The 26,253-nt window shown below is 46.3% G+C and carries 28 protein-coding genes and 1 pseudogene; 13 read left to right on the plus strand and 16 right to left on the minus strand.

Annotated features, from left to right (window positions below; genetic code table 11):
- Positions 1 to 27: 27 nt before the first annotated feature.
- The 3 genes from EHQ17_RS01245 to EHQ17_RS01255 all read left to right on the plus strand — a co-directional run bounded on the left by EHQ17_RS01245 (position 28) and on the right by EHQ17_RS01255 (position 2,906).
- Positions 28 to 1,632 carry an FMN-binding glutamate synthase family protein gene (locus tag EHQ17_RS01245; RefSeq protein WP_135593144.1) on the plus strand — a complete coding sequence of 535 codons (1,605 nt, stop codon included), beginning with the start codon at positions 28 to 30 and terminating at the stop codon, positions 1,630 to 1,632.
- Positions 1,633 to 1,734: 102 nt separating this feature from the next.
- Positions 1,735 to 2,463: a Yip1 family protein gene (locus EHQ17_RS01250; protein WP_135593142.1), complete on the plus strand. Its 729-nt coding sequence runs from the start codon at positions 1,735 to 1,737 to the stop codon at positions 2,461 to 2,463.
- Between the two features lie 11 nt (positions 2,464 to 2,474).
- Positions 2,475 to 2,906: an acyl-CoA thioesterase gene (locus EHQ17_RS01255; protein ID WP_135593140.1), complete on the plus strand. Its 432-nt coding sequence runs from the start codon at positions 2,475 to 2,477 to the stop codon at positions 2,904 to 2,906.
- 18 nt (positions 2,907 to 2,924) lie between these two features.
- Here EHQ17_RS01255 and EHQ17_RS01260 read toward each other — a convergent pair whose 3' ends face one another.
- Positions 2,925 to 3,872 carry a hypothetical protein gene (locus EHQ17_RS01260; protein ID WP_135593138.1) on the minus strand — a complete coding sequence of 316 codons (948 nt, stop codon included), beginning with the start codon at positions 3,870 to 3,872 and terminating at the stop codon, positions 2,925 to 2,927.
- A gap of 50 nt (positions 3,873 to 3,922) precedes the next feature.
- The gene (locus EHQ17_RS01265; protein WP_246057309.1) at positions 3,923 to 4,990 is read right to left on the minus strand and encodes an aldehyde dehydrogenase family protein; all 1,068 of its coding nucleotides are present in this window, start codon (positions 4,988 to 4,990) and stop codon (positions 3,923 to 3,925) included.
- A gap of 194 nt (positions 4,991 to 5,184) precedes the next feature.
- Here EHQ17_RS01265 and EHQ17_RS01270 point away from each other — a divergent pair, with 194 nt between their 5' ends.
- Positions 5,185 to 5,538: an LB_289 family protein gene (locus EHQ17_RS01270; protein ID WP_135593136.1), complete on the plus strand. Its 354-nt coding sequence runs from the start codon at positions 5,185 to 5,187 to the stop codon at positions 5,536 to 5,538.
- 61 nt (positions 5,539 to 5,599) lie between these two features.
- Here EHQ17_RS01270 and EHQ17_RS19670 read toward each other — a convergent pair whose 3' ends face one another.
- A complete protein-coding gene (locus EHQ17_RS19670; RefSeq protein ID WP_167881246.1) occupies positions 5,600 to 5,776 on the minus strand; it encodes a hypothetical protein in 177 nt (58 codons plus the stop codon).
- Positions 5,777 to 6,130: 354 nt separating this feature from the next.
- Between EHQ17_RS19670 and EHQ17_RS01275 the strand changes: the two genes are divergently transcribed.
- On the plus strand, positions 6,131 to 6,682 hold the full coding sequence (locus EHQ17_RS01275) for a PadR family transcriptional regulator (protein ID WP_135593134.1): 552 nt from the start codon (positions 6,131 to 6,133) through the stop codon (positions 6,680 to 6,682).
- Between the two features lie 79 nt (positions 6,683 to 6,761).
- A complete protein-coding gene (locus tag EHQ17_RS01280) occupies positions 6,762 to 9,317 on the plus strand; it encodes a histidine kinase N-terminal 7TM domain-containing protein (protein ID WP_135593132.1) in 2,556 nt (851 codons plus the stop codon).
- Between the two features lie 4 nt (positions 9,318 to 9,321).
- On the opposite strand, the gene EHQ17_RS01285 is transcribed toward EHQ17_RS01280, so the two are convergent.
- From EHQ17_RS01285 to efp, 4 genes are read right to left on the minus strand one after another with little or no spacing between them, the layout of a single operon-like run.
- Positions 9,322 to 10,020, minus strand: a complete 699-nt coding sequence (locus EHQ17_RS01285) for an SDR family oxidoreductase (RefSeq protein WP_135593130.1) — start codon at positions 10,018 to 10,020, stop codon at positions 9,322 to 9,324.
- A 10-nt stretch (positions 10,021 to 10,030) separates the two neighbouring features.
- The gene (gene mtnB, locus EHQ17_RS01290) at positions 10,031 to 10,798 is read right to left on the minus strand and encodes a methylthioribulose 1-phosphate dehydratase (RefSeq protein ID WP_135593128.1); all 768 of its coding nucleotides are present in this window, start codon (positions 10,796 to 10,798) and stop codon (positions 10,031 to 10,033) included.
- 1 nt (position 10,799) lies between these two features.
- Positions 10,800 to 11,333, minus strand: coding sequence for a 1,2-dihydroxy-3-keto-5-methylthiopentene dioxygenase (locus EHQ17_RS01295; protein ID WP_135593126.1), 534 nt, complete (start codon positions 11,331 to 11,333; stop codon positions 10,800 to 10,802).
- A 17-nt stretch (positions 11,334 to 11,350) separates the two neighbouring features.
- Entirely contained in the window at positions 11,351 to 11,917 is a 567-nt protein-coding gene (efp, locus tag EHQ17_RS01300) for an elongation factor P (protein WP_135593124.1), read from the minus strand.
- 228 nt (positions 11,918 to 12,145) lie between these two features.
- Here efp and EHQ17_RS01305 point away from each other — a divergent pair, with 228 nt between their 5' ends.
- From EHQ17_RS01305 to EHQ17_RS01330, 6 genes and pseudogenes are all read left to right on the plus strand, one after another.
- A complete protein-coding gene (locus EHQ17_RS01305; RefSeq protein WP_135593122.1) occupies positions 12,146 to 13,057 on the plus strand; it encodes a phosphate ABC transporter substrate-binding protein in 912 nt (303 codons plus the stop codon).
- 66 nt (positions 13,058 to 13,123) lie between these two features.
- Positions 13,124 to 13,450: a hypothetical protein gene (locus EHQ17_RS01310; protein ID WP_135593120.1), complete on the plus strand. Its 327-nt coding sequence runs from the start codon at positions 13,124 to 13,126 to the stop codon at positions 13,448 to 13,450.
- A 291-nt stretch (positions 13,451 to 13,741) separates the two neighbouring features.
- Entirely contained in the window at positions 13,742 to 14,887 is a 1,146-nt protein-coding gene (locus EHQ17_RS01315) for a KamA family radical SAM protein (RefSeq protein WP_281276400.1), read from the plus strand.
- Between the two features lie 145 nt (positions 14,888 to 15,032).
- Positions 15,033 to 15,515 (plus strand): annotated as a pseudogene (locus tag EHQ17_RS01320) (hypothetical protein); the annotation flags it as partial.
- A gap of 54 nt (positions 15,516 to 15,569) precedes the next feature.
- On the plus strand, positions 15,570 to 15,776 hold the full coding sequence (locus tag EHQ17_RS01325) for a hypothetical protein (RefSeq protein ID WP_135593118.1): 207 nt from the start codon (positions 15,570 to 15,572) through the stop codon (positions 15,774 to 15,776).
- 11 nt (positions 15,777 to 15,787) lie between these two features.
- The gene (locus tag EHQ17_RS01330) at positions 15,788 to 16,543 is read left to right on the plus strand and encodes a hypothetical protein (RefSeq protein ID WP_135593116.1); all 756 of its coding nucleotides are present in this window, start codon (positions 15,788 to 15,790) and stop codon (positions 16,541 to 16,543) included.
- A 233-nt stretch (positions 16,544 to 16,776) separates the two neighbouring features.
- On the opposite strand, the gene EHQ17_RS01335 is transcribed toward EHQ17_RS01330, so the two are convergent.
- The 7 genes from EHQ17_RS01335 to EHQ17_RS01365 form a co-directional block, all read right to left on the minus strand.
- A complete protein-coding gene (locus EHQ17_RS01335; protein ID WP_135593114.1) occupies positions 16,777 to 17,811 on the minus strand; it encodes an SAM-dependent methyltransferase in 1,035 nt (344 codons plus the stop codon).
- An 81-nt stretch (positions 17,812 to 17,892) separates the two neighbouring features.
- The gene (locus EHQ17_RS01340) at positions 17,893 to 18,687 is read right to left on the minus strand and encodes a DUF1295 domain-containing protein (protein WP_135593112.1); all 795 of its coding nucleotides are present in this window, start codon (positions 18,685 to 18,687) and stop codon (positions 17,893 to 17,895) included.
- 26 nt (positions 18,688 to 18,713) lie between these two features.
- A complete protein-coding gene (locus EHQ17_RS01345) occupies positions 18,714 to 19,244 on the minus strand; it encodes a DUF2062 domain-containing protein (RefSeq protein ID WP_246057331.1) in 531 nt (176 codons plus the stop codon).
- 35 nt (positions 19,245 to 19,279) lie between these two features.
- Positions 19,280 to 20,461, minus strand: coding sequence for an SAM-dependent methyltransferase (locus EHQ17_RS01350; protein WP_135593325.1), 1,182 nt, complete (start codon positions 20,459 to 20,461; stop codon positions 19,280 to 19,282).
- Positions 20,462 to 20,555: 94 nt separating this feature from the next.
- On the minus strand, positions 20,556 to 21,389 hold the full coding sequence (locus EHQ17_RS01355) for a DUF1365 domain-containing protein (protein WP_135593108.1): 834 nt from the start codon (positions 21,387 to 21,389) through the stop codon (positions 20,556 to 20,558).
- Positions 21,335 to 22,645, minus strand: coding sequence for an NAD(P)/FAD-dependent oxidoreductase (locus EHQ17_RS01360; RefSeq protein WP_281276468.1), 1,311 nt, complete (start codon positions 22,643 to 22,645; stop codon positions 21,335 to 21,337). Before EHQ17_RS01360 ends, EHQ17_RS01355 begins: the two co-directional genes overlap by 55 nt.
- 198 nt (positions 22,646 to 22,843) lie before the next feature.
- A complete protein-coding gene (locus EHQ17_RS01365; protein WP_135593321.1) occupies positions 22,844 to 23,296 on the minus strand; it encodes a YqaA family protein in 453 nt (150 codons plus the stop codon).
- A 356-nt stretch (positions 23,297 to 23,652) separates the two neighbouring features.
- Between EHQ17_RS01365 and EHQ17_RS01370 the strand changes: the two genes are divergently transcribed.
- Positions 23,653 to 24,537 carry a hypothetical protein gene (locus EHQ17_RS01370; RefSeq protein WP_135736120.1) on the plus strand — a complete coding sequence of 295 codons (885 nt, stop codon included), beginning with the start codon at positions 23,653 to 23,655 and terminating at the stop codon, positions 24,535 to 24,537.
- Positions 24,538 to 24,569: 32 nt separating this feature from the next.
- Here EHQ17_RS01370 and pyrF read toward each other — a convergent pair whose 3' ends face one another.
- Both pyrF and speE read right to left on the minus strand, forming a co-directional pair.
- A complete protein-coding gene (pyrF, locus tag EHQ17_RS01375; protein ID WP_135591937.1) occupies positions 24,570 to 25,385 on the minus strand; it encodes an orotidine-5'-phosphate decarboxylase in 816 nt (271 codons plus the stop codon).
- Positions 25,386 to 25,408: 23 nt separating this feature from the next.
- Positions 25,409 to 26,251: a polyamine aminopropyltransferase gene (speE, locus tag EHQ17_RS01380; protein WP_135591935.1), complete on the minus strand. Its 843-nt coding sequence runs from the start codon at positions 26,249 to 26,251 to the stop codon at positions 25,409 to 25,411.
- Positions 26,252 to 26,253: the final 2 nt, after the last annotated feature.

Here is a 26,253-nt window from a genome sequence, read left to right on the forward strand (position 1 = left end):
CCTGTTCAAAAGGTGCAGAATTATCGGATGCAAATTTCCGATCCCTCCGCCGTCCTCCGGTATGTTTTGGAACATCCCTGGTTTTCCTTATTGTATGCGTTCGGAATTTATACCTTTTGCGCGCTCGTCCACGACATCGTCCAGAGAAGACACGCGATCAAACACAACTTCCCTTTGGTCGGAAGGATTCGTTATCTGTTCGAAACGATCGGCCCGGAATTGCGTCAATATTGGGTCGCGAACGATAAGGAGGAAATGCCTTTCAATCGCGCGGAACGATCCTGGGTTTACGCGACCGCGAAAAAACAGAACAACAATTTCGGATTCGGCACGACGGAGTTGTTGTATGAAGCCGGTTATCCGATCATCAAACACAGCGCGTTCCCGTTTCCGGAATCCAAAGTCAAACACCTCAAAAACGATTCGTCCATGATTCCTTGTCTGAAAGTGATCGGAGAATTTCATAACCGCAAAAAACCCTTTCGCCCTCCTTCGGTCGTGAATATATCGGCGATGTCCTTCGGTTCTTTGGGTAAAAACGCGGTTTCCGCCTTGAATCTCGGAGCTAAGATGGCCCACTGCTATCAGAACACGGGAGAAGGAGGAATCAGTCCCTATCACCAGTTAGGCGGAGATATCGTCTGGCAAATAGGAACGGGTTATTTCGGAGCGAGGGACGAAGCGGGAAATTTTTCGCTCGATCTGTTTGCGAAAAAGATCCACGAAACTCCCCGCGTACGTATGATCGAAATCAAACTTTCGCAAGGCGCCAAACCGGGAAAAGGAGGAATTCTACCGGGCAAAAAAGTCACGCAGCAAATCGCTAATATCAGGGGAGTTCCCGTCGGGAAGGATTGTGTTTCGCCTAACGCGCATTCGGAATTCGACAACGTAAGCGAACTGATCGATTTTATAGAGCGACTTCACTCCGTGAGCGGACTTCCGGTCGGAATCAAAAGCGCCGTCGGCGAAATTCAATTTTGGAACGAACTGGCGCAAAGGATGAAGGAAACCGGAAAAGGTCCGGACTTTATCACGATAGACGGAGGAGAAGGTGGAACCGGCGCGGCCCCGCTCGCCTTTGCGGACCACGTATCGCTTCCGTTTAAGGTCGGGTTTGCCAGGGTGTATCAGATTTTCCAAAACGAAAAACTCTCCGAAAGGATCGCCTGGATCGGAAGCGGTAAATTAGGTTTTCCTGATAGAGCCATCGTAGCCTTCGCGATGGGTTGCGATCTCATTCATGTCGCTCGGGAAGCGATGATGTCCGTAGGTTGTATTCAAGCGCAAAGATGTCACACCGATCATTGCCCGGCGGGAGTCGCCACTCAGAACCGCTGGCTGCAAGCCGGATTGGACGTCCAACTCAAATCCGAAAGAAACGCCAACTACATCAAGGGTTTGCGAAAGGAGGTTTTGTCCGTCACTCACGCCGCCGGTTACGAACATCCGCTTCAATTTCGGGGAAGCGACATCGAAATCAGCGCAGGTTTGAACATCTTTAAAACGCTGGAAAATATCCTGGGTTACAAACGCGATCCGGTCCATTTTACGAAGATGCTCGATTATACGGATCATACGTATCTCGAGGAATACATGCAGGGAGTTTCGGACACGGAACCTTCCGCTTGATCGAAATTTCTCCGAAAGAGAGATCGTTTCTTATAGGTTCGAAATTCTTTTCCTCTTGCCGTACCGCTTTCCGTAAAAATCCTATGCGAAAGCGGAGAAGCTATGTCCGATTTTTCCTATTCCTTTCCAAACGTAATGAACGAGGCAAAAGACGTCCTTTTAAAACCGAGGACGTTTTTCCACTCTCTTTCTAAAACGAAATTGCCGTTGATCCAATTGTATTACAGAGCGGTAACGTATCTGGCCTTATTGTATCTTTCCGCCGTCGCAGGGATGACGTTATTTTCCCCTCGAAGCGATTTTTCCGCGCCCCCTGCTTCGTTTCTTTTTTTCGAAATGCCGGTCGCGTATTTTCTTTCCAGTTTCATCGTGTTCCCCGCGATCGGTTTCGTTTATATGTTTTTTTCCTGGGTTTGCGGAGGGATTCTGAATTGGAACCGAAATTTTCGGGCGGCAACGGCGACCATGGGAATTTTGTGGATGGTAGTCATTCTACAGAGTTTCGGCGGATTGATCCACTTTTACATAGGACTCGCGTTAGCGGTGCTTTTCACGGCATACTTCCCGTACTTGTTTTTTCTTGCGTTGACCTCTTACCTGGAAGCTCCCCTCAAAAGAACCGCGATCCTACTTTCCCTTTTCACCTTATTGCTGTTATACGCGCAATACTCGCGTTTGTCGGCGTTCCTGGAAGACTATAAGCTGATGGAAACGATGGATTCTCAGAAACCCTTATCCAGAGAAGAAGAGGAACAAGGGGAAAAGGCCGCCGAGGAAATCATCCGTAGAGCGATGGAAAAAGCGAAATCGGAAGGACATCAAACTCAGTAAGAGGAATCGATATGGCCAGAATTCAACTGGAACTCCCACAAAAATTCGTATGGTCCGTGGATTTGGACGTACGGATTTACGACGTTAATTTCGCGGATCATCTGGCCCACGATCGTGTGATTTCCTTACTCCACGAAGCGAGAGCGAGATTTTTTTTAGAACACAATTATTCGGAACTGAACGTGGACGGACTCGGTATCATCATGACGGATATCGCTGTCGTTTACAAGGCGGAGGCTTTTTTCCGCGATAAAATCCGTGTCGAAATCACCGCGGGCGATTTTAATCCGAGAGGATGCGACGTGTATTACAGAATGTCCCACGCCGGCGGCCCCGGCAACGGCAAAACGATCTGCGAGGCGAAAACGGGAATCGTATTTATGGACTATAAAACGAGGACTCTCGGAAATTTGCCGGAAGGATTTCGAAGAATTTTCCCTTAAAGACGCATAACGCGCTTTTTAGATACGAATCCCGAACGATATCTGAACGTTAGGCTCCGAAAATCGATACGAGATATCCGGGTTCGATAAAAGAACGTTCCTATATTGAAACGTCAAATCGGCGAAAACGGAACTGCCGTTCCAACGGATTCCGGAGCCGAAAAGCAACGTACCCTGAAGAAATTGGTTCGTATACATTCCACTCCGATAACTTCTCCCCAAACCGAAACCGAACTGCAAAAACCAGGAGAAATGCCTGTTTTCCAAGAGATAATATCTCATTCCGGGCAAAAAGGAAAGCGTATCGATCCGAAACGAATTCCGAATGCGGAACGGTTCGTAAGCCCCTTCCGAAAACGAAGACAAGCCTATTAAAAAATTTGAAGATTCATTTTTTTGAATATTGTCGCCCGACAACAGCAAAAAAGCGGACGGATTGGAGAGGAAATTCGAATCACTTTTAAAACCGAAACTGGAGTGTTCGAAACCCAGTGTGATTCCGTATTTGCCTTCGAATCTAGTTTCGACTTGAAGCAGGACCGACTGCACTTGAACCGAAAAATTTCCGATCCGATCCGGTTCTCCCGCTTCGGTACTCCAATAGGAAATTCCGGAAGAATACGAAATTTTTCCGGAATCGGCGGCGGGATCCCCATTCTTGAAATCGCCCCCTTTTTTGTTCCCGGAATTTTTTCCTGGAAGAGGTTGTTTTTCCGTTTGCAGGAGGTCTTCGGAAGTTTGGACTTCCGCCATCACGATTTTTTTGACGAGCTTAGTTTCAATTTTTCTAATATTCCCCGCCTCGTCCTCGACGATCAATTCGTCGCCGCCCATTTTCGTTCTAACGTTCCGGAGCACGTTTCCATCCTTGAGGAGAATCGTATCCGCAAAAAGGGAAAACGGAATCGTAAACAAAATCGAAGATACGAGAAGCGGAAGAAATAGGATTCTTTTTTGAACTGGCATAATCGGCCGACGTATCTCCCCTTTGATCGAACACGATTCTGCGTTCGAGATCAAACCTTCCAAGAAGGTTTCATTCTTCCGAGCATAAAGACCGTAATTCGGAGTCGGTCGGTAATCCATGATATCGGATTTCTGGTGAAGTTGGATCGCCGCGCAGCCGAAATCGCCCCGTAAGAAGTTTTGTCGAACGGGTACCACCCTATGTTCCGTTTGGTCGGGATGAGGTCCCGATTCACGAGTTTAGGTTGTGTCATCTCGACCGGACTCTTTCCAACCGCCCCACGGAATTTCCGATTGGCCGTGTGTGTATAGATGATCTTTGATCGTAGTCGCGTCGAATCGTCGGCTAATTCCACGGCCTCTTCGACGGTTTCGAATTTCATCAGCGGGATCACCGAACCGAAATTTTCTTCCCGCATCAATTCCATTCGATGATTTACGTCCACGATCAGAGCGGCGGGGTAAAAGTATCCGTTCGTATTTTTCTTAGGTTTGGACTGCACCGGAATTTTAGCTCCGTTTTTCGCAGCATCGTCTACTCGGCGTTTGGCGGTGTTCAGATGTACTTCGGTGGTCATCGAACCAAGATCGAGGTCGAAGTTACGATCCGAGGAAGTCCGCATCATCTCTGTTTTCCCCGAGAATAAGTTTATAAATTTATAATATATTTTTTCCTGCACGTAAACGCGGTGCAACTCGTCCCTCTTATCGAAGAATAAGAACTTGGCACTAGGAAGTCTCTCCGGTCCGAGATGAGGTCCGGCGTTTTTTGTGTACCAATCCGCGGCCGGTGAGGACGGAAGAACTTTCGTCGCAAGGGCGTCCTTTCTCGATTTACCGTTGCCTTTGTTTACGATTGCGGCCAATTCCTCCGAGGGATCCACTCCATAATCCCGCACTTTCAGAATGTGTTTTTTTCGACCGGAGAATTTCGTTCGAGCCCATAATTTTTGAGCCTCTCTCGCTTTTTGCAAAATCGCAGAAATCGTTTGCAAATCCGTATTCGAAATCTTTCCGATTTCTTCCAGAATCGCCGGATTTTGGGCAGTCTGGGATCCGCTTGTGGAATGAACTCGGCCCGGTTTGACGTTGGATTGTGTTGCAGTTCCGACGGACATAGAAAATTCTCCCTTCCCCTCCGAGACGAACCCTTTGTATGGCCGTAACGTTCGTTCGGTCCGTCTATAGTACAAATAGAACAGATTTTATAACAAGCGTTTTTGCAAATGGTCTCGGGGGCAGCCCGGGAATCTCCTATACAGGAAAAGCCCCCGTAAAAAACTGACAGACAATTGTATTAGAGGGTTTTTCTATGAAACGCACCGAACTGGAAAGAAGAGAAAGAGACCTCCGCAAGGCAGAAAAAAAGACACAACTCCAAGAGAAGAGACTCGCCTCCGGAAAAGGAAACAGCGTAGGGGATTACATCGACGAATTGGCGGCGCTCTTCCGTTACGATGCGACCGAAATTTTCAATACCGGGGACGATATTGCCGTTTTAGAGTTGTTGGAGGACATACAAGCGAATCTTCCTCCGAAACAATGGGAAAACGTCCTTCGCAAAGCGATCAAAAAAACGGGGGTTCAGGAAAAAGACAAAGCCTATTCCGAACTCAAGGAGTTGATGCAGGAAGATGAAACCGAAGAAGAGGAAGTCGGGGTTTAATCCCGACTTTTTTCCATTCGTATAAATCGTTTTCCTTCCTTTTCCTTCCCGGACTTCTTTTTCACCTTCCGACTGTCGCTCCCTCCAACGCCGCGCTTTCTTTTCCGCTCCATCTTTTTTTGCTGGACGCTTCGACCGACCCACCCTTGTCCCTGAGGTGATCGCGTTTGGGCCGAGTGATCTTTTTTTGTGTGAGTTCCCGCACAAGTTTGTCGGAAAAATCAACCAAGAGAACCACACAACGAAACTCCAAGTTACTCCGAAAACCGGGTCTCGTTTTCCTATCGTGTGAGTTCCCACATCCCACTCTCCTTAGAAGAAATTGTCCTTCTCCGCGGAAAACTCATTCTGCGACAACCGTGTGAGTTCCCACATTTTGCCGCACCTCCCGAGAAGGAGCAAGAGAACGAAAATCAAATAATGCTTGATCTATCTCTCAGATAGTATCTAACAGATATATAACCCGAGAAAGAAAATCCTCGTAGATCGCAAGACCGATTTTTGAATCCGATGACCTATCCTCATAAAACGAAACGACTCTTCTTGAAAGGAACGGCTGCAGCACACTTTCGATTCGGAGAGAAATTCTGAAATGGCGAGACTCAACAAAACACGTTATGCGCTCTTAGGAATTCTTGCGAACCGTTCGATGAACGCCTATGAAATCAAAAAGAGCATAGAACAAAGTATCGGTTTTTTTTGGCAGGAAAGTTTCGGTCAGATATATCCCATTCTGAAACAACTCGAAAAGGAAGAATGCCTCAAGTCCTATAAAACGCGAAAAGGTTCCGGTGCCGAAACGACGGTATATAAGATCACATCCAACGGTAAAAAGGAATTGAAAGAATGGTTGGAACGACCCGTTGAAAAAACCCCGTACCGGAACGAACTTCTTCTAAAACTGTTCTTCGGGAACCATGTCTCGAAAGAAGTATTAATGCGACATCTACAGAATACGAAAGAAGAAGTCACACGTCTTATGGAAATTTACGAAAACATCCGTCAAGTCGTGGAAACCTCGGAAGTTCCGGAAATCAATCGAACGCTCGGATTGGTCACCTTGGATTTCGGAATCACCTCGGTAAAAAACTTTCTCGTTTGGACCGAAGAATCCCAGGAAAAGATAAAAAGATCCGATTTTTAATTCCGTATAATTTTTCTTCTTTGCGGTTTCCGAAACAAGGCATATCCTAAGTCCTATTTCGAAAACCCAGAACGAAAACATGAACCTTCCTCCTCTACGTCAATCCATGGAACTCGCCTGGTCCCCGTTTGCGTTCTATTCCGGGTTCGCTTTCGTAATCTTTATCGTAAACCTATATATAACCTATAAAAATCTGAAAGTTCAAGGAAGCCGCGAATTCTTTTTCGTGATCTTCGGTTTGGCCGTTTATTCCTTCGGAAGTTTTTTCGAGATCCTTTCGAGAAACGAAAGCTGGATCGTGTTTTGGGACGACTTCCAATTCATAGGAAACGACATCATAGTAGTCGCGATCTGCTTTTTCATTCCGCGTATCACCTCTCTAACGTCCGTATTCAGATTCCCGCTTTCTTTGCTTCTCGTTGTTTTTCCCGTAATTAATGAAATACTAATATGGTCGGGGATTCATTCGGAATGGGTCCGCGTCAACGTAAGATTTTCCGCCGAAACATCTTGGAAAGCGTTGGTCTACGACTACGGTCCTTGGATGAAAATATTCGTAACGTATTACCTCTGTGCGCAGGCACTCATCGTGACCATTCTGATCTGGAAATTCGTCACACTCAAAGGATTCAGAAAAGCGCAGATGTTTTTGGTCCTCATAGGAATCCTAATCCCTTTTATAGGCGGACTGATGACCGTAGCCGGAGTTTTTCCGTTCATCAATCCGCACTTGGACGTCTTTCCGATCACGGGTTCGGCCACTGCGCTCGTATGGGTTTACGGACTTTTTTATTTCAGAATGATGGACCTCATACCGGTTGCGCGGGACAAGGTGTTCAATCTCATTCAGGACGTAATTTTAATATTAGATAAAAATAATATAATTTTGGATTACAACGAAGCGGCTTTTTCCGTATTTTTAAACCGGCTGGGTTCGCCCGGAGTTTCGTTAAAGGAAGTATATCCGGACCTGGAATATCTGATCGAAAAATTCAAAAGGAACGAAACCGATTCGATTCCGGATCTTAGACTTTTTATAGAAGGAGAATTAAGATATTACGAAGTGATTCTGCCCAATTTCGCGGGTCAATCGGAACAAAGCGGCTTTTGGATTTTGTCCTTAAGGAATATCACCGAACGGAAGTTAGGCGAAGAACGCGCCATCGAGGAGAAAAACTTCCTGAATATGATCCTGGATTCGACGAGGGTTCTTTTTGTGGCGCTGGATCGGGGAGGAAGAATTCTTCGTTTTAACAAGGCCTGCGAAAATGCGTTCGGCTATCGGTCCGAAGAGGTAAAGGGCCATTCTTTCTGGGAGATCTTCGCGGAGCCGCACAAAAAGGATCAGATCCGAAAAGTATATCTGCGAATGGTAAAGGGAAAATTTCTACCTAAAACGCAGGAGCATTGGATCGGCAAATTCAAAGAACGGAAACTGATCCAGTGGGAAAATCGGGAAATCAAGGATCGTAACGGAAGAACCAACTTCATCATATCCGCAGGCGCGGACTTAACGGACGTGCACGAGGCGGAAAACGAAATCGCGAATCTGAAATCCGCAAACGAAGAGATCACCCAAAAAAACCGTCTGATCGAAGAGCAAAAAAAGGAATTGGAACGAACGATAGAAACGCTCAAAAAAACGCAGGCCCAGCTCGTACAAACCGCGAAACTGGCAGACTTGGGCCAACTTGTATCCGGAATAGCCCACGAAATCAACAACCCGTTAGGCGCCATTCAAGCCTCGAATCAGAATATACAACATTACACGAAATCCTTCCGTCAAAAGTCCAAAAACTACTTCGAATTGTTAAACGAACTTCCTCGACATATACGTAATATGATCGCGACGTTGATCGAAAATTCCGCGGATCATTCCGACTTGGTACTCGGCCTGGAACGTAGAAAAAGAATAAAGGAAGTCCGGGTTCGTTTGGAAACATTAGGGATTTCTAATCCTCCGAACGAAATGTGCGAGTTCGTCGTGGAATGTGGGATTTTCGGAAGAGAGGAATTTTTTAGGGACCTATTAAAACAGGAAAATTCTCTTCGGATTTTGGAAATGATCACCGACCTTCTGGGTCCGGAACGCAATTCTAAAACGATTCAAGCCGCAGTCGAGCGATCGTCGAAAATCCTTTATGCGCTCAAAAGCCTGGCACACTTCGAAAGCAATAGCGTGCTCGAAAAATCCGCATTAAAGGAAAACGTGGAAATCGTTCTCGCCTTGTATCAGAATCTATTCCGTCACGGAGTGGAACTTTCCGTACATTTCGACGAACTTCCAAAAATTCCGATCTATAGGGACGATCTTCTTCATCTTTGGACGAACCTGATCATGAACGCAGTACAAGCAATGAACTATTCGGGAAAATTAACGATCAACGGGAAAAAGGAAAACGGGTTCGCAGTCGTGGAAATCAGCGATTCGGGTCCGGGAATTCCCGAGTCGTTAAGGGAAAAAATTTTCGATCCATTTTTCACGACCAAACCGCCGGGAGAAGGGAGCGGACTGGGATTGGACATCTGCCAAAAAATCGTCCAGAAACACAGAGGTAGGATTTCGTATAATTCGGAGCCGGGCAAAACCGTCTTCAAAGTCGAGCTGCCGATAGAACAGGAAAACATAATTTAAAATTTTATAATATTCCTTTTCTAGGAAGCAATCGAATCTCGTCCGGATAAACCGCGTCCGGAAGCGTGGATAACGTAGCCAGCCATTTCCCGAAATCGTCCACGGGGATCATATCGTCCTGATCGAAACCTTCCCTTCCCTTCCAGATGTCGGTGTAAACTGCTCCCGGATAAACCGTGATCACTCGGATTCCTTCCGATTTTAGTTCTTCCCGAAGAGCCTTTGCGAATCCGGCGATCGCGTGTCTACTCGCGCAATACGCGCTCGATTCCGGAAAACCCTGATAACCCGCCGTCGAAGATAGATAACACAAAAACGAACCGGGAGACAACAGAGGAAGGATTTCCTTGGTAAGCAGAAAGAGAGAATTGAGATTGAGCACAAAATGCGCGTTCCATTCTTCCAGACTGATCTTTTCCACCGGTTTGAACAATCCGCTTCCGAACGTAAAATAAACGCCGGCTAACGAAGAACAATACGATCTCAACGAAGAAACGAATTCCGTAATTTCGCTGGGGCGCGCCAGGTTACAACGGAAATTCCTGCCGAACTGAAACGGATCTTCCCGTTTCCATTCGGATCCGGTCCTGGAAATTCCGACGGCGTCCTTATTTAGTAAATTCAAATTTTCTAATACTGATTTTCCGATTCCGGAACCCGCGCCGGCGACTAAGATGGGTCGATTTTGCGAAGTCGAAGCCACGCCGTTTTTCTCAGGAAAAAGAAGCCGGGTAAACGGGGAATTCGGTGGAAAATACCTCTTCCCGATCCAATTCCGCGGCGGCCGACGGATCCGCGTTTCCGACGGGAAGAACGTTCTTTTTTTCTCCGGGATACGAAAACGATTTCCAGGAAACCATGTATTTGAGGATAAAATCCGCCGCCTCGAGATTCCTATTTGCTTGAACCGAGTCCTTTCCCCATACGGTAATCCCGTGTTTTTCGATGATACAAAACGGAACGGCGGGTTTGTACACCTTGAGATAACGCTCCAGACAATCGGATATATCCTGAACATTCGAAAAATTGTATATTATAGGAACGTAAACTTTTGGATTTTCCTCCCAAATTCCGTAGGCTTTGAGAATTTCGATATTCGGAAGTTCCAAAAGTGCGATCGGTTCCGCGGAAGAAGTTCCCGCCCCGATCAAATTGGATTCCAAACTATGGACGTGCAGACCACAACCAGCGGTTTCCAAAGAGCGATAAACGGCTCGATGGATGGACGATTCCGCGCTCGGTTTAAGCCCTTTTTCGGTTTTGGAATTACGAGACGGATCCGGTTTACCCGTCTCCAAGTCGATATAAAGAAAATTACGTTTATTTAATAGATTTTTGTCCAGCCCGCTTCCGCTCACCCAAAAACCGGATTCTCCCGGAATACGGACGGAAAGGTTCCCCGCGGTACCGGGCATCCAACCGTTTTTGTGATACGAGGCTCCCAACGCGGCGAGCCTCTCCAGTTGTTTTTTGACGGACATATCAGTCCAACGAGTTGGTTTCTTCCACGTAGTTCGGCACCCAGCCGCTCATATCCTGGAAGTAACGAACCGCCTTGATCCTTTTTTTGTCGTCGAGATAAAACCAATGATTGGTGTTTCTCGGTACGGAAATGAAGTCGTCCTTTACCACGTGAACGAGAAACTTCTCCCCCTTGAGGGCAAAACCGAAAACACCCGACCCGTCCACGATATAACGCACTTCTTCGTCCGTGTGATAGTGAACCCTGTCGAACTTGGCGAGCATTTCGTTCAAACCGGAAACGTTCGGATGAAGTACGATCAAGTCTCTGGATTGATATCCTTCTTTTTGTTTGAGGGTTTCGAAACGATCGTCCAATTTTTTGAGCAGATCCTCTTTTTCGAGGTCGGCCAAAACTTCCTTATCGGTGAGAGAAGTCGCGTGATCCGGAACCTTCCAGTGGTCGTAGTCGATTCCCCTTTCTTTTAAGAAGGATTTTACTTCGTTCGTTTCCTTGATTTCGGGAAGGCCTTTTTGTCTTACGATCGTTGCCATGATTGTCTCCGCAGATGTTATTTGCTGACCCTTTCTACGTAAGTGAGATCCCGCAGGTCTATTTTTATGACGTCGCCCTGCTTGACGAAAATAGGAACGTTGATTTCTCCACCGGTCTCCACGGTGACCCGTTTTTGCGCGGTGCCGGAAGTGTCCCCTTTGAGACCTTCTTCCGCATACGTAACCTGTAAAACGGAAAAGTTGGGAGGAATGACTCCGATCGGTTTGCCCTCGTAAAAGGTGACTTCCATCGGAGTTTCCTCTTTGAGAAACGGAAGGATGTCCTCCACGTATTCCTTGGATACGGGCATCTGTTCGAAGTCGTTCGAATCCATAAAGATGATGTCATCGCCTTCGGTGTAGCAGATGGTCATGTTTCTTTTTTCCAATTCCACGCTCTCCAGCTTTTCGGCCGCCTTGAAGGTCCGTTCGATCGAACTGTTTCGGGTGAGGTTTTTCAGTTTGGTTCTGATAAAGGCGGAACCTTTTCCGGGGTTGACGAATTCGCTTTTGACGACCGAATACAGTTCCCCTTCCACTTTGAGAACCATTCCTTTTTTTACTTCTGTGATGCCGAGGGTCATGGATTTTCCTAAGAATAAAATACGCTCCTTCTATTTGTTTTCCAAAGGGCGCCCTGTCAAGAAAAAGAACCCGCAACTCCCTTCCACAAAGCCCGTGGAACGCCGTTTTCGGCCGATTCGAACGAATGTGGTAATTTGTAATAATTCGAGCTCGAATTGTAATAGACTTTTTCGGGACCCCGAGCACGATCCCGGGAAGTTTACGCAGGAACAAAAAATCAAGACCGTATGAAATCGAAGTTTATCATTTTACCCGCGATCCTCGCGGCGGTTCTTCTCGGCGGGAATTGTAAGCCGAAAGAAACGATTACGATCACCGGGTCCGAAACCATGCACGTGATGTTGCAGATGATCGGTTTGGAATACTCCCGCAGACATTCGGGAATCCAAGTGGCCGTCCATGGAGGCGGCTCGATCGAGGGAATCGAAAAATTATTCCAGGCAAAAACCGACATCGCGGCGGCGAGCCGTCCTTTGACCGAATCCGAATGGAAGGGACTCGATTCCAAAGGGAAGTTCGAATCCTTGGCCGTCGCGTATGACGGAATCGCGATCGTGGTTCATCCTTCGAATAAGATCCAAAAGATCGATTTAGAAACCGCGTCCCGAGTGTTTTCGGGAGAAATTTCCGATTGGTCCCAATTAGGGGGAAAATCCGGAAAAATATCCGTTGTAATTCGAAACGATAAATCGGGAACGGCGTCTTATTTCGAAACCCACGTACTTCGACAAAAGGACTTGGGAACCAAAAATTACGAAGCCAGAAAAAACCTGGATTATTCCAAAGATGCCAAGGTCGTAGCGGACAATGATTCGATGGCGGCCGCGATCGAAACCGATCCGAATTCGATCGGGTTTATGGGAATGGGAAGCGCTCTTTACGAAAACAAAGGAAGGGTTCGCGCCTTGGAATATTCCCGTTCCAAAACTGGATCGTACGTAACACCGAGCATCGAAAACGTTTACAATCGCAAATACGAACTTTCCCGAGGTCTATATCTGTTTTATCTTTCCGATCACGGACAAAAGATAGACGATTTCGTCACGTTCGTAACCAGCGAAGACGGACAAAAGATTATACTCAAAAGCGGTTATCTCCGCGGAAGTCTTCCGACGGTGGAAGTAGAAGCGCAAAAATAAACGAGATCCCGGGATTTTTTCGAGGAAAAAGATTGATTTCCCAAAATCCCGGGGTCTAATCCACGTATGAGCCGCTTCCTGCTTGCCATCTTCTCCGTGGGAATCTCCGTCTGTTTTCTCGCGGACGCTTTTGCGGAAAGCAGATTAGAATCTTACAAACCCGTCGTGGCACGGACCAAGGCTCCCTCCAGAACGATCTCTCAGATTTCGAATCCGTTTAGCAAAGGAATCAACACGTCCTCGGACGACGACAAAGGGCATGTTTCCTTTTTGCAGTTCGATTGTTTCTCGGGAACGTTTTTACCTACTTTCAAATCCTACAAATTCGAACTCTTTTCCGGGAAGGTTTCGCTTTCGTTTCGATATCTTTCCTTACCACCTCCGGCTGTTTAAGGTCGCATTCAATTCTGTAATTCGGGAGTAAGTCTCCCCGTTACGGAGGACTCGGCTTCTTGGGCAAAGGAAACCGTTTCCTTCGGACGCAAACAGAATCTCTCGATTGGAAATATTCTCATTCTTGTCCTGAATCTCCTAAACGTGAGAATCCCCAGCGGAAGATGCAAAAAAAAATCGATGAGTCTAGGCCGGAAGCAGGTTTCGAAAGTCCTCTCTTCCGGCTTTTTTTTAATCAATGAGAAACTACTTCTTGGTTGACGGAACGTGGAGCCGTTTCGACGCTTTCCGTTGAACCTCCGGAGCGATCCACTGTCCACTTCCCCGTTTCATAAGACACAAACAAAAACCGATTTCCACTCGACCGAAACGGAACGTACGTCGGATTGGAAATGGCAACTTCAACATAGAATCAAAACGAAAGAGGAACTTTCCTCCAAACTCAGTTTGACCGAAGAGGAAATCTCCTCATTCGACGCATGTTCCGAATCTTTCGAATTTTCGGTGACGCCGTATTATCTCGGGCTCGCGGATCCGAACGATCCGCATTGTCCGATCCGTCTGCAAATCGTACCGCGCGGAGAGGAACTGATCCGCGGCCCTCTCGAAAGACAGGATCCTCTCGCGGAAGAATCGTTTATGCCCGTCAAAGGAGTGACACATCGTTATCCGGATCGGGCCATTTGGTATCTTTCGCACGTATGCGCCGTGTATTGCAGATTCTGCACCCGCAAACGGAAGGTCAGCAAATCCTTTCATACTCCCGGCAAAGAAGAATGGGAACAAGCGTTGGAATATTTTAGAACGCGCTCCGAAATTCGGGAAGTGATCCTTTCCGGAGGTGATCCGCTCAATCTCTCCAACGAAAAACTGGATTTCCTCTTAGGAGAATTGAAATCGATCCCGCATATCAATCAGGTAAGGATCCATTCCCGTTATCCGGTGACTCTACCGATGAGGATCGATTCAGAACTCTGTGCTATATTCAAAAAACATTATCCTTTGTATCTCGTTACCCACTTTAATCACGCCAAAGAGATCACTCCCTTGGTCAAAGAAAAAACCGCACAACTGGCTCTGGAAGGAGGAGTTACGATCCTCAACCAAGGAGTTTTATTAAAAGGAATCAACGATTCCGTAGAAACGTTGACCGAACTTTTTTACGGCCTGACGTCGATCGGAATCAAACCTTATTATCTACATCAGTGCGACGAGGTTTGGGGAAGCGTAGGATTTCGTGTGGAGATCGAAAAAGGTGTGGAGATTATGAAGCGGATTCGCGGTAAAATTTCCGGGATTTCCGTCCCCTTATACGTGGTCGATCTTACCGGCGGAGGTGGCAAGGTCCCCTTACCCGGAGATTATTTGGTGGAAAAAAAAGAACGTTCTTACGTGTTCCGAAACTATCGGGAGGATTTGTATGAAATCGGATATTGATACTGGTTCCATCGCCTTCGCGATCCGTTCCGACTCCGAAGAAGTCGCCGAGCGGCCCCGAAAACGTAGGGGAACATCGATCCCCCTGCGGATCGTTCCCTTTCTCCTCCCCGTCGCTTGTTGCGTAGCAATTCTTCTTTTTGCACGATGCAAAACACAAGAAAGCAAAGGAACGTCCGTAGCGGCGGAAACTCCCCGGTATCTTCGGTTGAATTACGACGTCGTTTATGATACAAGCGAAGGAGCGACTTTATTCGGTTCGGGAAAGTTGTTCGCCCGCGGCCTTTTTTACGATTTTCAGATTCATTCCTCGAAGAACAAATTCGAACGTATACGAGCCTCGTCGTATACGGAAGACAATCAAATCGACTTTAAATATATCTTAAACACCGACGAGCTGGGTTCGCTTAAGAATAAGCAATATCAATATTTTTCCATGCCGAACGATTCCCGGGCCGGGGTAATGACCGGACTTCACGAAGGAAATTGTTACATCCGCTGGGAATGGCAAAAGGAATCCTTCGTTTTCGTATTCGAAACCGACGTCAAAAACGAATCCGGCGAATCGCAAGCGGCTCTCGGCAAGGAATTTCATGAAAATATCCGCAAAGGTTTAAGAATTTTTTAGTCTTCTTGACCAATTCCGTACAGGTCCGTATCCTATCCACTGCAAGGATCTGAAATGTGGCTGAAGCTGGGAGATTCGGAAGTTATCAATCTGGATTACGTATCCACTATTAAAAAAAATCCCTCTTCCAATTCCATCGAGATCATTTACAACGATCTCAATCATATCAAATCCCTGCCGTTCCGAAATTCGGAAGAAAGAGACAGGGCCTACGACGCGATCCTGGAAAATCTATCGAGAATGAAATTATTTTTTGAATGATCGGAGGAAAGATGGAGTCGATCAAAGAGAATCTACAAACCGTGTTTTCTCTCAAGCCGTTCGAAATCGTGTATTACGGATCCAGACAAAGGGGAGATTTCCACGACGGTTCCGATTTCAATTTTTTTCTTTTGGCGGACCCGAGCGATCAGCTCAAGAGCACGTTCCTTCGGGAAATCAACGCGGTTCTCAGTCCTTTGGAAAAAACCGGACCGGTTCATCTGATCACGGCGGACACCGATTCTTTCGCCGCAAGACTCCGAGTATTCGAACCGTCGGCGGTTCATCTCTGCGAATTGGGCGAACCTTTCTTCGCAGAGGAAAATTTTCCGGCCCTCCTTCAGGAATGGAACCAGATCAAAACACAGAAGATAGACGCCACCTTAACCGGAAGACATCTCAGAAAACGATATCGTTTTTATAAAAGTATTTCTCCCAGAAATACCAAAGAAGAAATCATGAGAATGGAACGGCTCGTCGCTCTTTATCTTCAAACGTGGATTTTCCGAGAAATCGAAGACGTAAGTTGGATCGAGGTAGTTTATTCCGATATTCCGAGTAGATTGATTTCCATGATCCGCGAATTGTATAAAAAAGAAGTCCCGGACTTCATCCTGGAAATTCTGGATCTTTATGAGGAAATTCTAAAGTTAAAATTAGAGATAAGAAATCAACGCAACCCGTTTTCCGCGGAACGATTTCAAACGCTCAAAGAAACGATCCGTTTCGAAGAAAAAGAAATCAAAATTCTAAAATTGAATTACTGATATAGTACAAAATCAGCCCTGAACGAACACGTCCAAATTCCACACTCGACGAAGATCGTTCCGGAGCCGTACATCGATCCACGTCGTCTGCCGATTCTATTCGTACGTTGTGACGGCCTCCGTTTCGTAGACCAACTCAGTTTCATAGTTCCCTATGCCGGAGAACACTCGACGGAACTTTAATAAATCCGGTTCTCCGAGGCGGGATGTTTCGTTCGGGATAAAGGTTTCGTCTAACGTTTCTCGAAAAGATAATGCGAAACGATCCACTCTTCCCCTCGTTTGAATTTCCAGAGTTCGGCGCAGGCCATAAAAAACACCTTCCAATACACGAACCACTTCAGGGAAGCCTCCGATCCGTAAACTTCCTCGAAAACTTTTAGGACATCCGCGCGATTCCGATACATATTCTGCAACCACGCCTCGGAAGTGCGCGCATAGTGGGTTCCTTCCACGACCCATTGATTTAAGATCAGAAAATCCTTCTGGAAATACAAAAACAAATCGTGAGAAGGCATTTGCCCGCCGGTGAAAAAATATTTGGACATCCAATCCGTATCGTCTACGACTTCGAACGCGTACGGAAAGGAACGATGCGAAAATATATGAACGAAAAAAAGTCCCTTCGGTTTGAGGAAACTCGAAAATCGTTCGAACAGTTTTTCATAGTTTTTCATATGCTCCAACATCTCCACGGAAACGAGTCTGTCGAATTTTTTGTCGATCCGAAACACGTTCATGTCCGCAGTCACTATGGTGAGATTTTTCAATCCCCTCTTTTTTGCCTCACCGTCTATGAATTTTTTCTGACTCTTAGAGTTCGAGACGCCGGTAATCTTCGATTTAGGAAATCGTTCCGCTAAATATAGCGAAAGCGAACCCCAACCACATCCCAGGTCCAACACGCTCATCCCGTCGTCGATCCTCGCCCTTTGACAGGTGATCTCCAACATTCTGCGCTCCGATTCGTCAAAGGTTGTATCTTTGCTTTCCCAATAACCGGAACTGTATTTCATGTGTTTTCCCATCACCAATCGAAAAAAATCGGCCGGAACTTCATAGTGCTGTTCATTGGCGGCGTCGGTACGGACCGCGATCGGGGAATTTTTCAGATTTTGAACGTACTCGATTTTGTGCGTTTGATTTTTTTCAAGGGAACCTTTGTTTTCCTGTTTCAACCGTTGACGCAGCAGGTTCCGTATACGGAGACGGATCAGCCAATCCGGGAAAACGTCCTTTTCCAGAAGATCGTATATAAAATCGCCCATTATTTCACACCTTTTGAATATTCATTTTACTTAATTTACTAAACAATTAGGAACGCACACCCGAAATTTCGAAGAAGAAATTCAAACCTTTTTCGGAAACCAAGGGAAAAACGCGTTCGTTTTACGGGCGTATTCCCGATAGAGTTCCCCTTTCGATTTTAATTGCCCCACTTCGTTTAGAGGAATTCCCGTCACCTTGGTCAACAAAACGAACATCGCAATCGGAGACAACAACCCGAGCCATCCGTAGGGAGAACCGAGAGAATAGATTCCGAACGCGACCCAGATCAACCATTCGAAAAAATAATTCGGATGTCTGGAGTATCTCCATAAGCCGACATCGCATACTTTTCCTTTGTTTTCGGTTTTTTTTCGGAATTCGTTCAACTGAAAATCTGCGATCGATTCGCCTAACAACGATAAGACGAATAGTAGTATTCCCGCCGTTTCGAAAGGATTGTCGTTCGGATTATCGTTTAGATTGGGGAAAACGAACGGCAAACTCAGTAAAACCGCCAATATTCCCTGAAGCTGGAAAACGTTCACGAAAAACTTTCTGTCAACCTGATCCCCGTATTCCGCTCGAAACGCCGTATAACGCGGATCTTCGTGTCCGGAAAAGGCGCGTGTCACGAGTATAAACAAGGACAATCTCCATCCCCAGATCGCTACCAATGCGGTGATCCATGCGGAACGCAAAGGATATCCATCGCTTAAATTATAGTAAACGACCGCGGCCGCCGAAATACAAAGACCCCAACCGACGTCCACGATCGAATAATTTCCGGATCGTTTGCCTATCCACCATAAAATGGTCATCAGAACGGACACAACGGCCCAAGCCGAAACCATGAAAAAAATAGTTCGTAACAACATACTCGACCACCGATATTATATTCAATTTATTGAATTTTATTTTTTTCTAATATTCTACCAGCCCTTCTTACGAAAGGTAGCAGAACCCAATACGCCACGAAGGAAACCGCTGGCGTCCACAAAAGCCATCCCAATACGGCGAAACCGGCCACATCGAAGATTCCCCGAACCACCTGGGATAAGTTATCGGCCGAGATATGCGTCGCCCAATCCAGATCCAAAGAAACACCCGATACGAACGAACCCGTTTTTAAAAACGGGAATATCAACAGAATCTGCAACGGATATACCAGATAATTGGCGAGCTGGATCGAAACGGGATTCAAGCGCAACAAGAGTCCCAAAATTCCGCAGATCGTCATCGTCGTTCCGATCAACGGAAAAACGCCCACACCGGCTCCTATAACGACGCTTAACGTTAGTTTTTCGGGTGTCGTGCCCGATTTCAGTTCCCGCTTTACGATCTCTAGGATGTTCTTCGGAGAAAAACGTTTCAAAAAACGGAAGGAAGCTCCTCCGTGCTCGGAGGAACCGCCGGTTTCTATCGAATTCTTTATTTCCACTTTGTGATTTTCCGAAACGATCCCGTTTTTTAAAAGTTTAAATTGTTCGGTCTGATATAAACCGCCTGGACGACGCTGATGTTTCGGGTTGCGAAAGCCGCAGCGCAGTAAGAAAAATAATATCTCCATTTGCGCAGAAAAGATTCGTCGAAGCCCATATCCCGAACGAGTTCTATGTTCGAATCGAACCGTTTCAACCAAGTCATTAGAGTGCGATCGTAATTCGTTCCCATATCCTCGAGATCGAATAGGTGGAAATTTCCGGTCCGATTGATCGCTTCGTTGATTCTTCCGATGGAAGGCAGTAAGGATCCGGGGAAGATATGTTTCTGGATAAAGTCAACCCCGTTACGGAACGATTCGTATCTCGAATCCGGAGATGTGATGATCTGATGCGCCATAACACCGTCCTTCTTCAAAACCCGATTACACATCTCGAAAAAAGATTCAAAGTATTCGTGCCCGACAGCTTCCAACATTTCCACCGTTACCAGCTTGTCGTAGCTGCCACTCACGTTTCTATAGTCGTCCTTTCTTACTTCGACCTTATCGGAAAGACCTTCTTCCTTTATTTTGTTTTGTGCGTAACGGAATTGTTCCTCCGAAATCGTATAAGTCGTTACCTTACATCCGTATTCTTTAGCGGCATAGGTCGAAAGCCCTCCCCATCCGGTTCCGATTTCCAAAAGGTGATCGTCGGGTTTCAATCGTAACTTTTTAGAAAGAAGATCCAGTTTCGCGATTTGGGCCGCTTCCAAGGATTGATCGTTCGCGCTGAAATACGCGCAGGAATACGTCATCGTTGCATCGAGAAACTTCTTATAAAAGTCGTTTCCGAGATCGTAATGTTCGACTATGTTCTTCTTACTTCCTCGCAACGAATTTCTCCGGAAGAGATGTAAGAGACGGTTTCCGAGGTTCATTAAACTCAAATGAGCAAAACGATTCGCGCTTCCGCTGATAGAAGGAGAAGTTTCGACATTGTAGATAAACCACGAAATCACTGCACGTATATCGTCCGTGTCCCAATCCCCGTCCATATAAGATTCCGCAAAACCCAAGTCTCCGTTGAGAACGGATTTTTTAAAGAACACGGGGTTACGGACTTGTATGACCGCTTTGTGGAATTCCTCCGGATCCGTACTTTCAGGATTTCCAAGATACGTTTTTTCTCCGTTCGGCAAATACAATCGTACGGAACCCTTCTTCATCCGTCCGAGGGCCTTTAGGAATATTTTCCGATAAAAACCGAACGATTCCCCCTCCGACGACGGGACTTCGATTTCAGGTTCGCTGATCTTTACGTTAGAATCGGTGATTCTTTCCAAAGTGAACTCCTTTTTGCAGATCCATATTTTCGTTTTTTCTAATAAACGGAAGACCTTTCAGATATAACTTCAAGGCCTGCCAATGAATGAGAGCTATGACGCGCAACGTAACCAAGGGATAATAAAAAAACATCAAAAAAAGGTTTAAGTCGTTCAACGGAATTCGACTTCCCGTGTAAACGGTGGTCATCACCTTCCGATCGTTTTCGAATGCGTCGATACGTATATGAAGCCGATCCTCCGGCGATCCTAGGACGAATTCGAACTCGGAGTTTAGATCCAAAAAGGGAGAAACGTAGAAGAATTTTCCCGTCCGCATTCGAAAGGCTCCGTTTTCCCAAGTTGCCCTTCCCAAAAAATACGGCTTCCTTTCTCCGAACGTATTTCCGACTTCGGCAACGGCGCAGAGCGGCCGGTCCGCCTCGTCGTAAAAGAAATAAAACGAAACCGGATTAAAAACGTATCCCAATACTCGTATATTCGTAATTAATAATATTCTTTTGAAAGATTCGGAAATTCCGTTTTTCCGAAGATACTCCGTAATATTTTCACGGACCGAGGATTTACCGTAATCCAGGTGATCTTCCCTCGCAAAACGAAAAACCGCCCTCCGATCCGATCCGAAAAGTTTTAGTTCGGAATCGAGCCGTTCTAATTCGTCCAAATCCAGACAAAACGTATAGATCCCGTATCGGAACCGGTTTTTTTTGGGAAACGTACGATCGTGTATTACGTTCGCACGGAAGATACATGAATTCAACGCAGGACCTCTTTCTCCAGTAGGCTTTGCGAGAGGTTTTTCGCGGACCATAAACCGTCCTCGTGAAATCCGTTCCTAAAATAAGCTCCGCAAAAATGTATATTCCCCTCTTTATTGAGTTCGTCCAATCTGGACTGCGCTTTTAAAGAACCTACAGTAAACAAAGGATGGTCATATTCAATTTCTTGAATAATCTTTTTACGGTCCAAAACACCCGGATCGTTTATCGAAACGAAATAATCCTTTTTCTGCGAGACGTTCTGTAGGGAATTCATCCAATAAACGGTAGAAGAGGCAGTTTTACCGCGCATTTCTTCGATACGGTAATTCCAAGAAGACCAACAAGACTTGGTCTTAGGCATACAAGAGGAATCGGTATGGAGTGTGGCTATGTTTTTCTGATATTCGAATTCCCGCAGAAGCTCTTTTTGCAACGGAGTGGGTTTTTTCAAAAGTTTTACGGATATATCCGCGTGGGTGGCTAAAACGACCTTATCGAAAAGATTCGACTCTCCGTTTTTTAATACGACACGTACTTTACCGTTTTCCGGTTCTACCGAGGTTACGGCGGTCTTCAATCGAATCCGATCGCGGAAAGGGGCCGTCAATCGTCTGACGTATTCGCGGGAACCTCCGTCCACCGTATACCACTGGTGTTGCGTGTTTAAACCCAAAAATCCGTGATTGAGAAAGAATCGAACCAAGGCATATGCCGGGAATTCAGACATCTTATCGTCCGGAGTGGACCAAACGGCGGAACTCATCGGAATCAGATAATCTTCGAGAAGATCCGGATGATATCCCGCCTCATCGACGTAGTCTCTTAGAGTGAGATTTAGATATTTAGGATTTTCTAATATTCTCGGCGCTTCCTCGTTGAATCTATTTATGTTGTAGAGAAGCCGGAAAAATTTCGGATTGAACCAATTCCTTTTTTGGGCGAATAATCCCCCGATTCCCGAACCGCAGAATTCCAATCCTCTCGGGACGTTTTGTACGCTGAAGGACATAGACGACTTTTTGGTGGGGACGTCCAATTCTTCGAAAAGTTTTTTTAGATTCGGATACGTTGCGTGATTGAATACGATAAAACCCGTATCGATCGGAATCGAAGTCCCGTCCTCGTCCACATCCACCGTATTGCTGTGTCCTCCGATATAGGATCCTTTTTCATAAACCGTGAGATCGTAACGATCCTTTAAAAAATGAGCGCAACCCATTCCCGAGATTCCCGTTCCGATTACGGCGAGTTTCTTTTTTCCGGACTCGGTTTTCGTCTTTGAAACGGATTTTTTTTTTGTGTCGATCGGTTCAACGGAACGTTTAGAGCTTACCTTTCTCTTTAAAACCTTATTCAAAAAATCACTTCCTTTTGTTCGTGTATCTATAGACGGTGTGCGGTAATTTAGATGCAAAAAAAAATCTTACGGAACGATTACGATTTCGTTTCACTTGTAAGCACCTACGATACAAGTTTTGCCGATTTAGGAAATAATTTGTATAACTTACGAGAAGCCTACGGCAAGGACGATGTAGCGTACGATACGAAGAGTGAATACCGTCGCGATAAAGATCGAAATCCGTTGTCCGAAAAATCCGGAGAGAATTGTTATCGGATCGCCAACAACGGGCAAAAAGGAAAAAAGAAGAATCGCATGTCCCCCCGTTTTCATTTTTTCCGCGATGCGCGAGTACATCGGGGATTCTTTGATCCGACTTTCCACCTTCGAACGAAACCAAACCCCGAAAGAATAATTGAACATACAAGCGCAACAATTACCGAAAGAGGCCCACAAAACGGCTTCCCTCACGGGCATTCCCGAAACCACGGCGAAAACCAAGGCCGCTTCGGAACTAAACGGGAGAATCGTCGCCGCAAGAAAGGAAACGATCGCCAATCCGACCCCTCCGTAAAGCGAGACCAACTTCTCCAGTAATTCCCATACTCCGTGTTCCAAAAAACGAACTCCCGTTTCGCGTTTAAACGATTCCCTTTTCTTTTCCAATTTCGATTCCAAAGGTTGGAATTCCACTCGGAAAAATTTTCACAACAAGCAGGAACCGATTTTTTTACTCTTCGGTCCCATCCTCGAGTCGCGGCAACAAATCCTTCCCACGCTGCATATCATTGTCCGCAGGGGAATGAATCCAGATTTAATTATAGAAAATTATAATATTCTCAATAGTGCTATCTTTCTAGAATTTAGAAATACTCATTTATATTTCGATCCTGCTAAAACGAAGTCCATGCCGATTCGACGAACCTCTTCCGCAAAACCGTAGGTCCTAGGTCGCGAATAAGAGGTAAAGACTTTTGAAAAAAGAATATTTTATTTTACTAATATGTTCGGTTCTTTCGGCGACACCGGCGGTTTCGACTTACGCGGACGCGAATAAGGACACCACGTATTCCCAATTTGCACCTTGGACTTTGAAGGCGGGCGGAGGAATCGGGCGCGCGCAAGAAACGAATTTCGGCGAAAACAAGGGCAAGACCAACGTTTATCGACTTTCGGCGGAATACAATCCCCGTTATTTCGGATTCGAATTCGGAGTCACGCGCTCCTATTTCAAAATGGATTTCGAACCGAAGGATCGACACATCGAAGAATACGCGGTCGCGCAATATCTCGGCAGCGGAACTTTTTTGAGGGAAACCGTTTTTCGCGGCGATTTTTCGCAGCAAACGATCGAGGCGAGAGATCGTTTCGATCTTACGTTTTTGGATTTGGGTCCCACGTTCCACTTTCGTCCCGGCAGAACCTTCGACCCGTATCTTTCGATCGGTGCGGGAACGACCGGTTTCGACGCGAGAGCTTCGTATCGAGGTTTTGGTCGTCTAGGGTTGCGTTTGAACTTCGATCGATTTTACGTCTTTACGGAGGCGGAAGGAAGTGCGATCAACCGTTATAACGCGAGAGATATCCGGACGCATTACAACGAATATTCCGGGATGGTGGGCGTAGGCTTTTACTTCGGAGGAAACGGACCGGCGGAAGTAAAACCAGAGCAGCCGGATTCCGTGAACGCAGAGGAAAAGCGAAACGTTTCCGAAGAGATCAAGGAAACGTCGAGCGAAGAAACGAAGACAATCACCACCGAAAAGGAAAAAGAGACCGAGGCTGAGGAGGAAACGAAACTCCCGACCGAGGAGAAAAAAGAACCCCCCGCTCCGATGAACGAGGAAAAACCGTTATAAGACGACGTAAGGCAGGCGCAGAACGAAGTATATTATAAATTACTAAACTGCGCTTGCATCTGACGGTGGATTTTTTCCGCTTCCTGCCCCGCCCTCGAAGCGAAATCGGAACCGTTCGAAGCGAAGTGAATTCCCCGAGAGGAATTAATCAGGGACAAAGGACCGCATACCGGCAACAGATCCTCCAACTTCGCCCCTTGCGCTCCGAATCCCGGGATCAAAAAGATACGATCTGGATTTTGTTTTCGAAGAGTATCAAGTTCTCCCGGATTCGTTGCTCCGACTACGAACCCTAAGTTCTGCGGAGAAACCGTTCGTGATACGTAAGCGACTTCTTCGTATAGGGTTCTGCCGGTTTCCGAAAAACGTTTTTTCTGAAACTGCGACGCATCCGGGTTGGAAGTGAGACAGAGCCAGAATATTAGATGATCTTGATATTCTAAAAAAGGACGCGCGGAATCAAGCCCCATATAAGGGGAAAGAGTGACGCTGTCCACGCGCAAGTCGCCGAAATAGTAACGTGCGTACTGCCTCGCCGTATTATCGAGGTCTCCGCGTTTTACGTCGGCTACGATCGGTATATTAGGATAATTGCTTTTTAGATGTCCGATCGTTTTTTCGAACTGACGGATTCCCGAAGATCCGAACACTTCGAAGAACGCGATATTCGGCTTATAAGCCACCGCGTAGGGAGCGGTCGCATCTATGATTTCTCTACAAAAATGAAAGAGCGGTTCCGGACTTCGTTTTACGATTTCGGGTAGTTTGGAATCGTCCGGATCGAGTCCGACACAAAGGAGAGAGCGCAACTCTCTGCTCCGGGTAAGGAACTTACTTTGGAAACTCATCATTCCTCCCCGGACGAAAGTATTTATTTACGGACGATATGTTTCTGCGCAAACTGAGGAAGCACGAAGGCAGCCTTGTGCATTTCGGCAGAATAATATTTCAGACCTTGCGGAACCCGTTTCGGATCGGGGACTACCGTATACGGATCGGGACCTTTCGAACAATACGTAAACCCGATGATTCCGGAAGGATAGGTCGGAACCACGGTGTAATAATAACCGCAGTGATTGAAGATCTCGGGAATGAAGTTGAACAACTCGCGAATGATCGGTCCGTGATAGTAAAAACTTTCTCCTTGTGTAGTGCAGATCCCGCCTTCTTTCAAACAATTGGCCATCGTTTCGTAGAAAGGTCGTTTAAAAAGAACTTCCGCAGGACCCACCGGATCGGAAGAATCAACCATGATACAATCGAAATAATTCTGATAATCTTTTACGTATTTTGCGCCGTCTTCGTAGGCGTGTTTTACGCGAGGATCCTTCATCGCGTTCGCGATTTCGGGAAAGTATTCGTAACAAACGTCGATCACACCTTTGTCGATTTCGCAGAGGTGAACTTCCTTTACGGAAGGATGTTTGAGCACTTCACGGACCGTTCCCCCGTCTCCTCCTCCGATCACCAAAACCTTTTCCGGGTTCGGGTGACTCATCATAGGAACGTGAACGATCATCTCGTGATACGCAAACTCATCGGCTTCGGTCATCATGACCACTCCGTCCAGAGTGAACATTCTTCCGAAACCTTCGGATTCGAATACGTCGATCTTTTGAAAAGGAGTCGTTCTGGAATGCAGAAACTCCTTTACCTTGATCTTGAGTGCGCGGCCGTTTTTAAGTTCTAATGCTTCGTCTAACCAGAGTTCCATCA

Source organism: Leptospira gomenensis, assembly GCF_004770155.1.
GTDB classification, from domain to species: Bacteria; Spirochaetota; Leptospiria; order Leptospirales; family Leptospiraceae; genus Leptospira; species Leptospira gomenensis.

What these genes read in the sequence shown, in the direction of transcription:
- EHQ17_RS01265 (WP_246057309.1), bottom strand. Translation starts at nt 4,990, where the DNA reads ATGTCCGTCGGAACTGCAACACAATCCAACGTCAAACCGGGCCGAGTT.
- EHQ17_RS01310 (WP_135593120.1), top strand. Translation starts at nt 13,124, where the DNA reads ATGAGCCGCTTCCTGCTTGCCATCTTCTCCGTGGGAATCTCCGTCTGT.
- EHQ17_RS01350 (WP_135593325.1), bottom strand. Translation starts at nt 20,461, where the DNA reads ATGAAGAAGGGTTCCGTACGATTGTATTTGCCGAACGGAGAAAAAACG.
- efp (WP_135593124.1), bottom strand. Translation starts at nt 11,917, where the DNA reads ATGACCCTCGGCATCACAGAAGTAAAAAAAGGAATGGTTCTCAAAGTG.
- EHQ17_RS01295 (WP_135593126.1), bottom strand. Translation starts at nt 11,333, where the DNA reads ATGGCAACGATCGTAAGACAAAAAGGCCTTCCCGAAATCAAGGAAACG.
- EHQ17_RS01355 (WP_135593108.1), bottom strand. Translation starts at nt 21,389, where the DNA reads ATGGTCCGCGAAAAACCTCTCGCAAAGCCTACTGGAGAAAGAGGTCCT.
- EHQ17_RS01305 (WP_135593122.1), top strand. Translation starts at nt 12,146, where the DNA reads ATGAAATCGAAGTTTATCATTTTACCCGCGATCCTCGCGGCGGTTCTT.
- EHQ17_RS01335 (WP_135593114.1), bottom strand. Translation starts at nt 17,811, where the DNA reads ATGGGCGATTTTATATACGATCTTCTGGAAAAGGACGTTTTCCCGGAT.
- speE (WP_135591935.1), bottom strand. Translation starts at nt 26,251, where the DNA reads ATGGAACTCTGGTTAGACGAAGCATTAGAACTTAAAAACGGCCGCGCA.
- EHQ17_RS01250 (WP_135593142.1), top strand. Translation starts at nt 1,735, where the DNA reads ATGTCCGATTTTTCCTATTCCTTTCCAAACGTAATGAACGAGGCAAAA.
- EHQ17_RS01255 (WP_135593140.1), top strand. Translation starts at nt 2,475, where the DNA reads ATGGCCAGAATTCAACTGGAACTCCCACAAAAATTCGTATGGTCCGTG.
- EHQ17_RS01280 (WP_135593132.1), top strand. Translation starts at nt 6,762, where the DNA reads ATGAACCTTCCTCCTCTACGTCAATCCATGGAACTCGCCTGGTCCCCG.
- EHQ17_RS01245 (WP_135593144.1), top strand. Translation starts at nt 28, where the DNA reads ATGCAAATTTCCGATCCCTCCGCCGTCCTCCGGTATGTTTTGGAACAT.
- EHQ17_RS01275 (WP_135593134.1), top strand. Translation starts at nt 6,131, where the DNA reads ATGGCGAGACTCAACAAAACACGTTATGCGCTCTTAGGAATTCTTGCG.
- mtnB (WP_135593128.1), bottom strand. Translation starts at nt 10,798, where the DNA reads ATGTCCGTCAAAAAACAACTGGAGAGGCTCGCCGCGTTGGGAGCCTCG.
- EHQ17_RS01325 (WP_135593118.1), top strand. Translation starts at nt 15,570, where the DNA reads ATGTGGCTGAAGCTGGGAGATTCGGAAGTTATCAATCTGGATTACGTA.
- EHQ17_RS01260 (WP_135593138.1), bottom strand. Translation starts at nt 3,872, where the DNA reads ATGCCAGTTCAAAAAAGAATCCTATTTCTTCCGCTTCTCGTATCTTCG.
- EHQ17_RS01330 (WP_135593116.1), top strand. Translation starts at nt 15,788, where the DNA reads ATGGAGTCGATCAAAGAGAATCTACAAACCGTGTTTTCTCTCAAGCCG.
- EHQ17_RS01340 (WP_135593112.1), bottom strand. Translation starts at nt 18,687, where the DNA reads ATGTTGTTACGAACTATTTTTTTCATGGTTTCGGCTTGGGCCGTTGTG.
- EHQ17_RS01270 (WP_135593136.1), top strand. Translation starts at nt 5,185, where the DNA reads ATGAAACGCACCGAACTGGAAAGAAGAGAAAGAGACCTCCGCAAGGCA.
- pyrF (WP_135591937.1), bottom strand. Translation starts at nt 25,385, where the DNA reads ATGAGTTTCCAAAGTAAGTTCCTTACCCGGAGCAGAGAGTTGCGCTCT.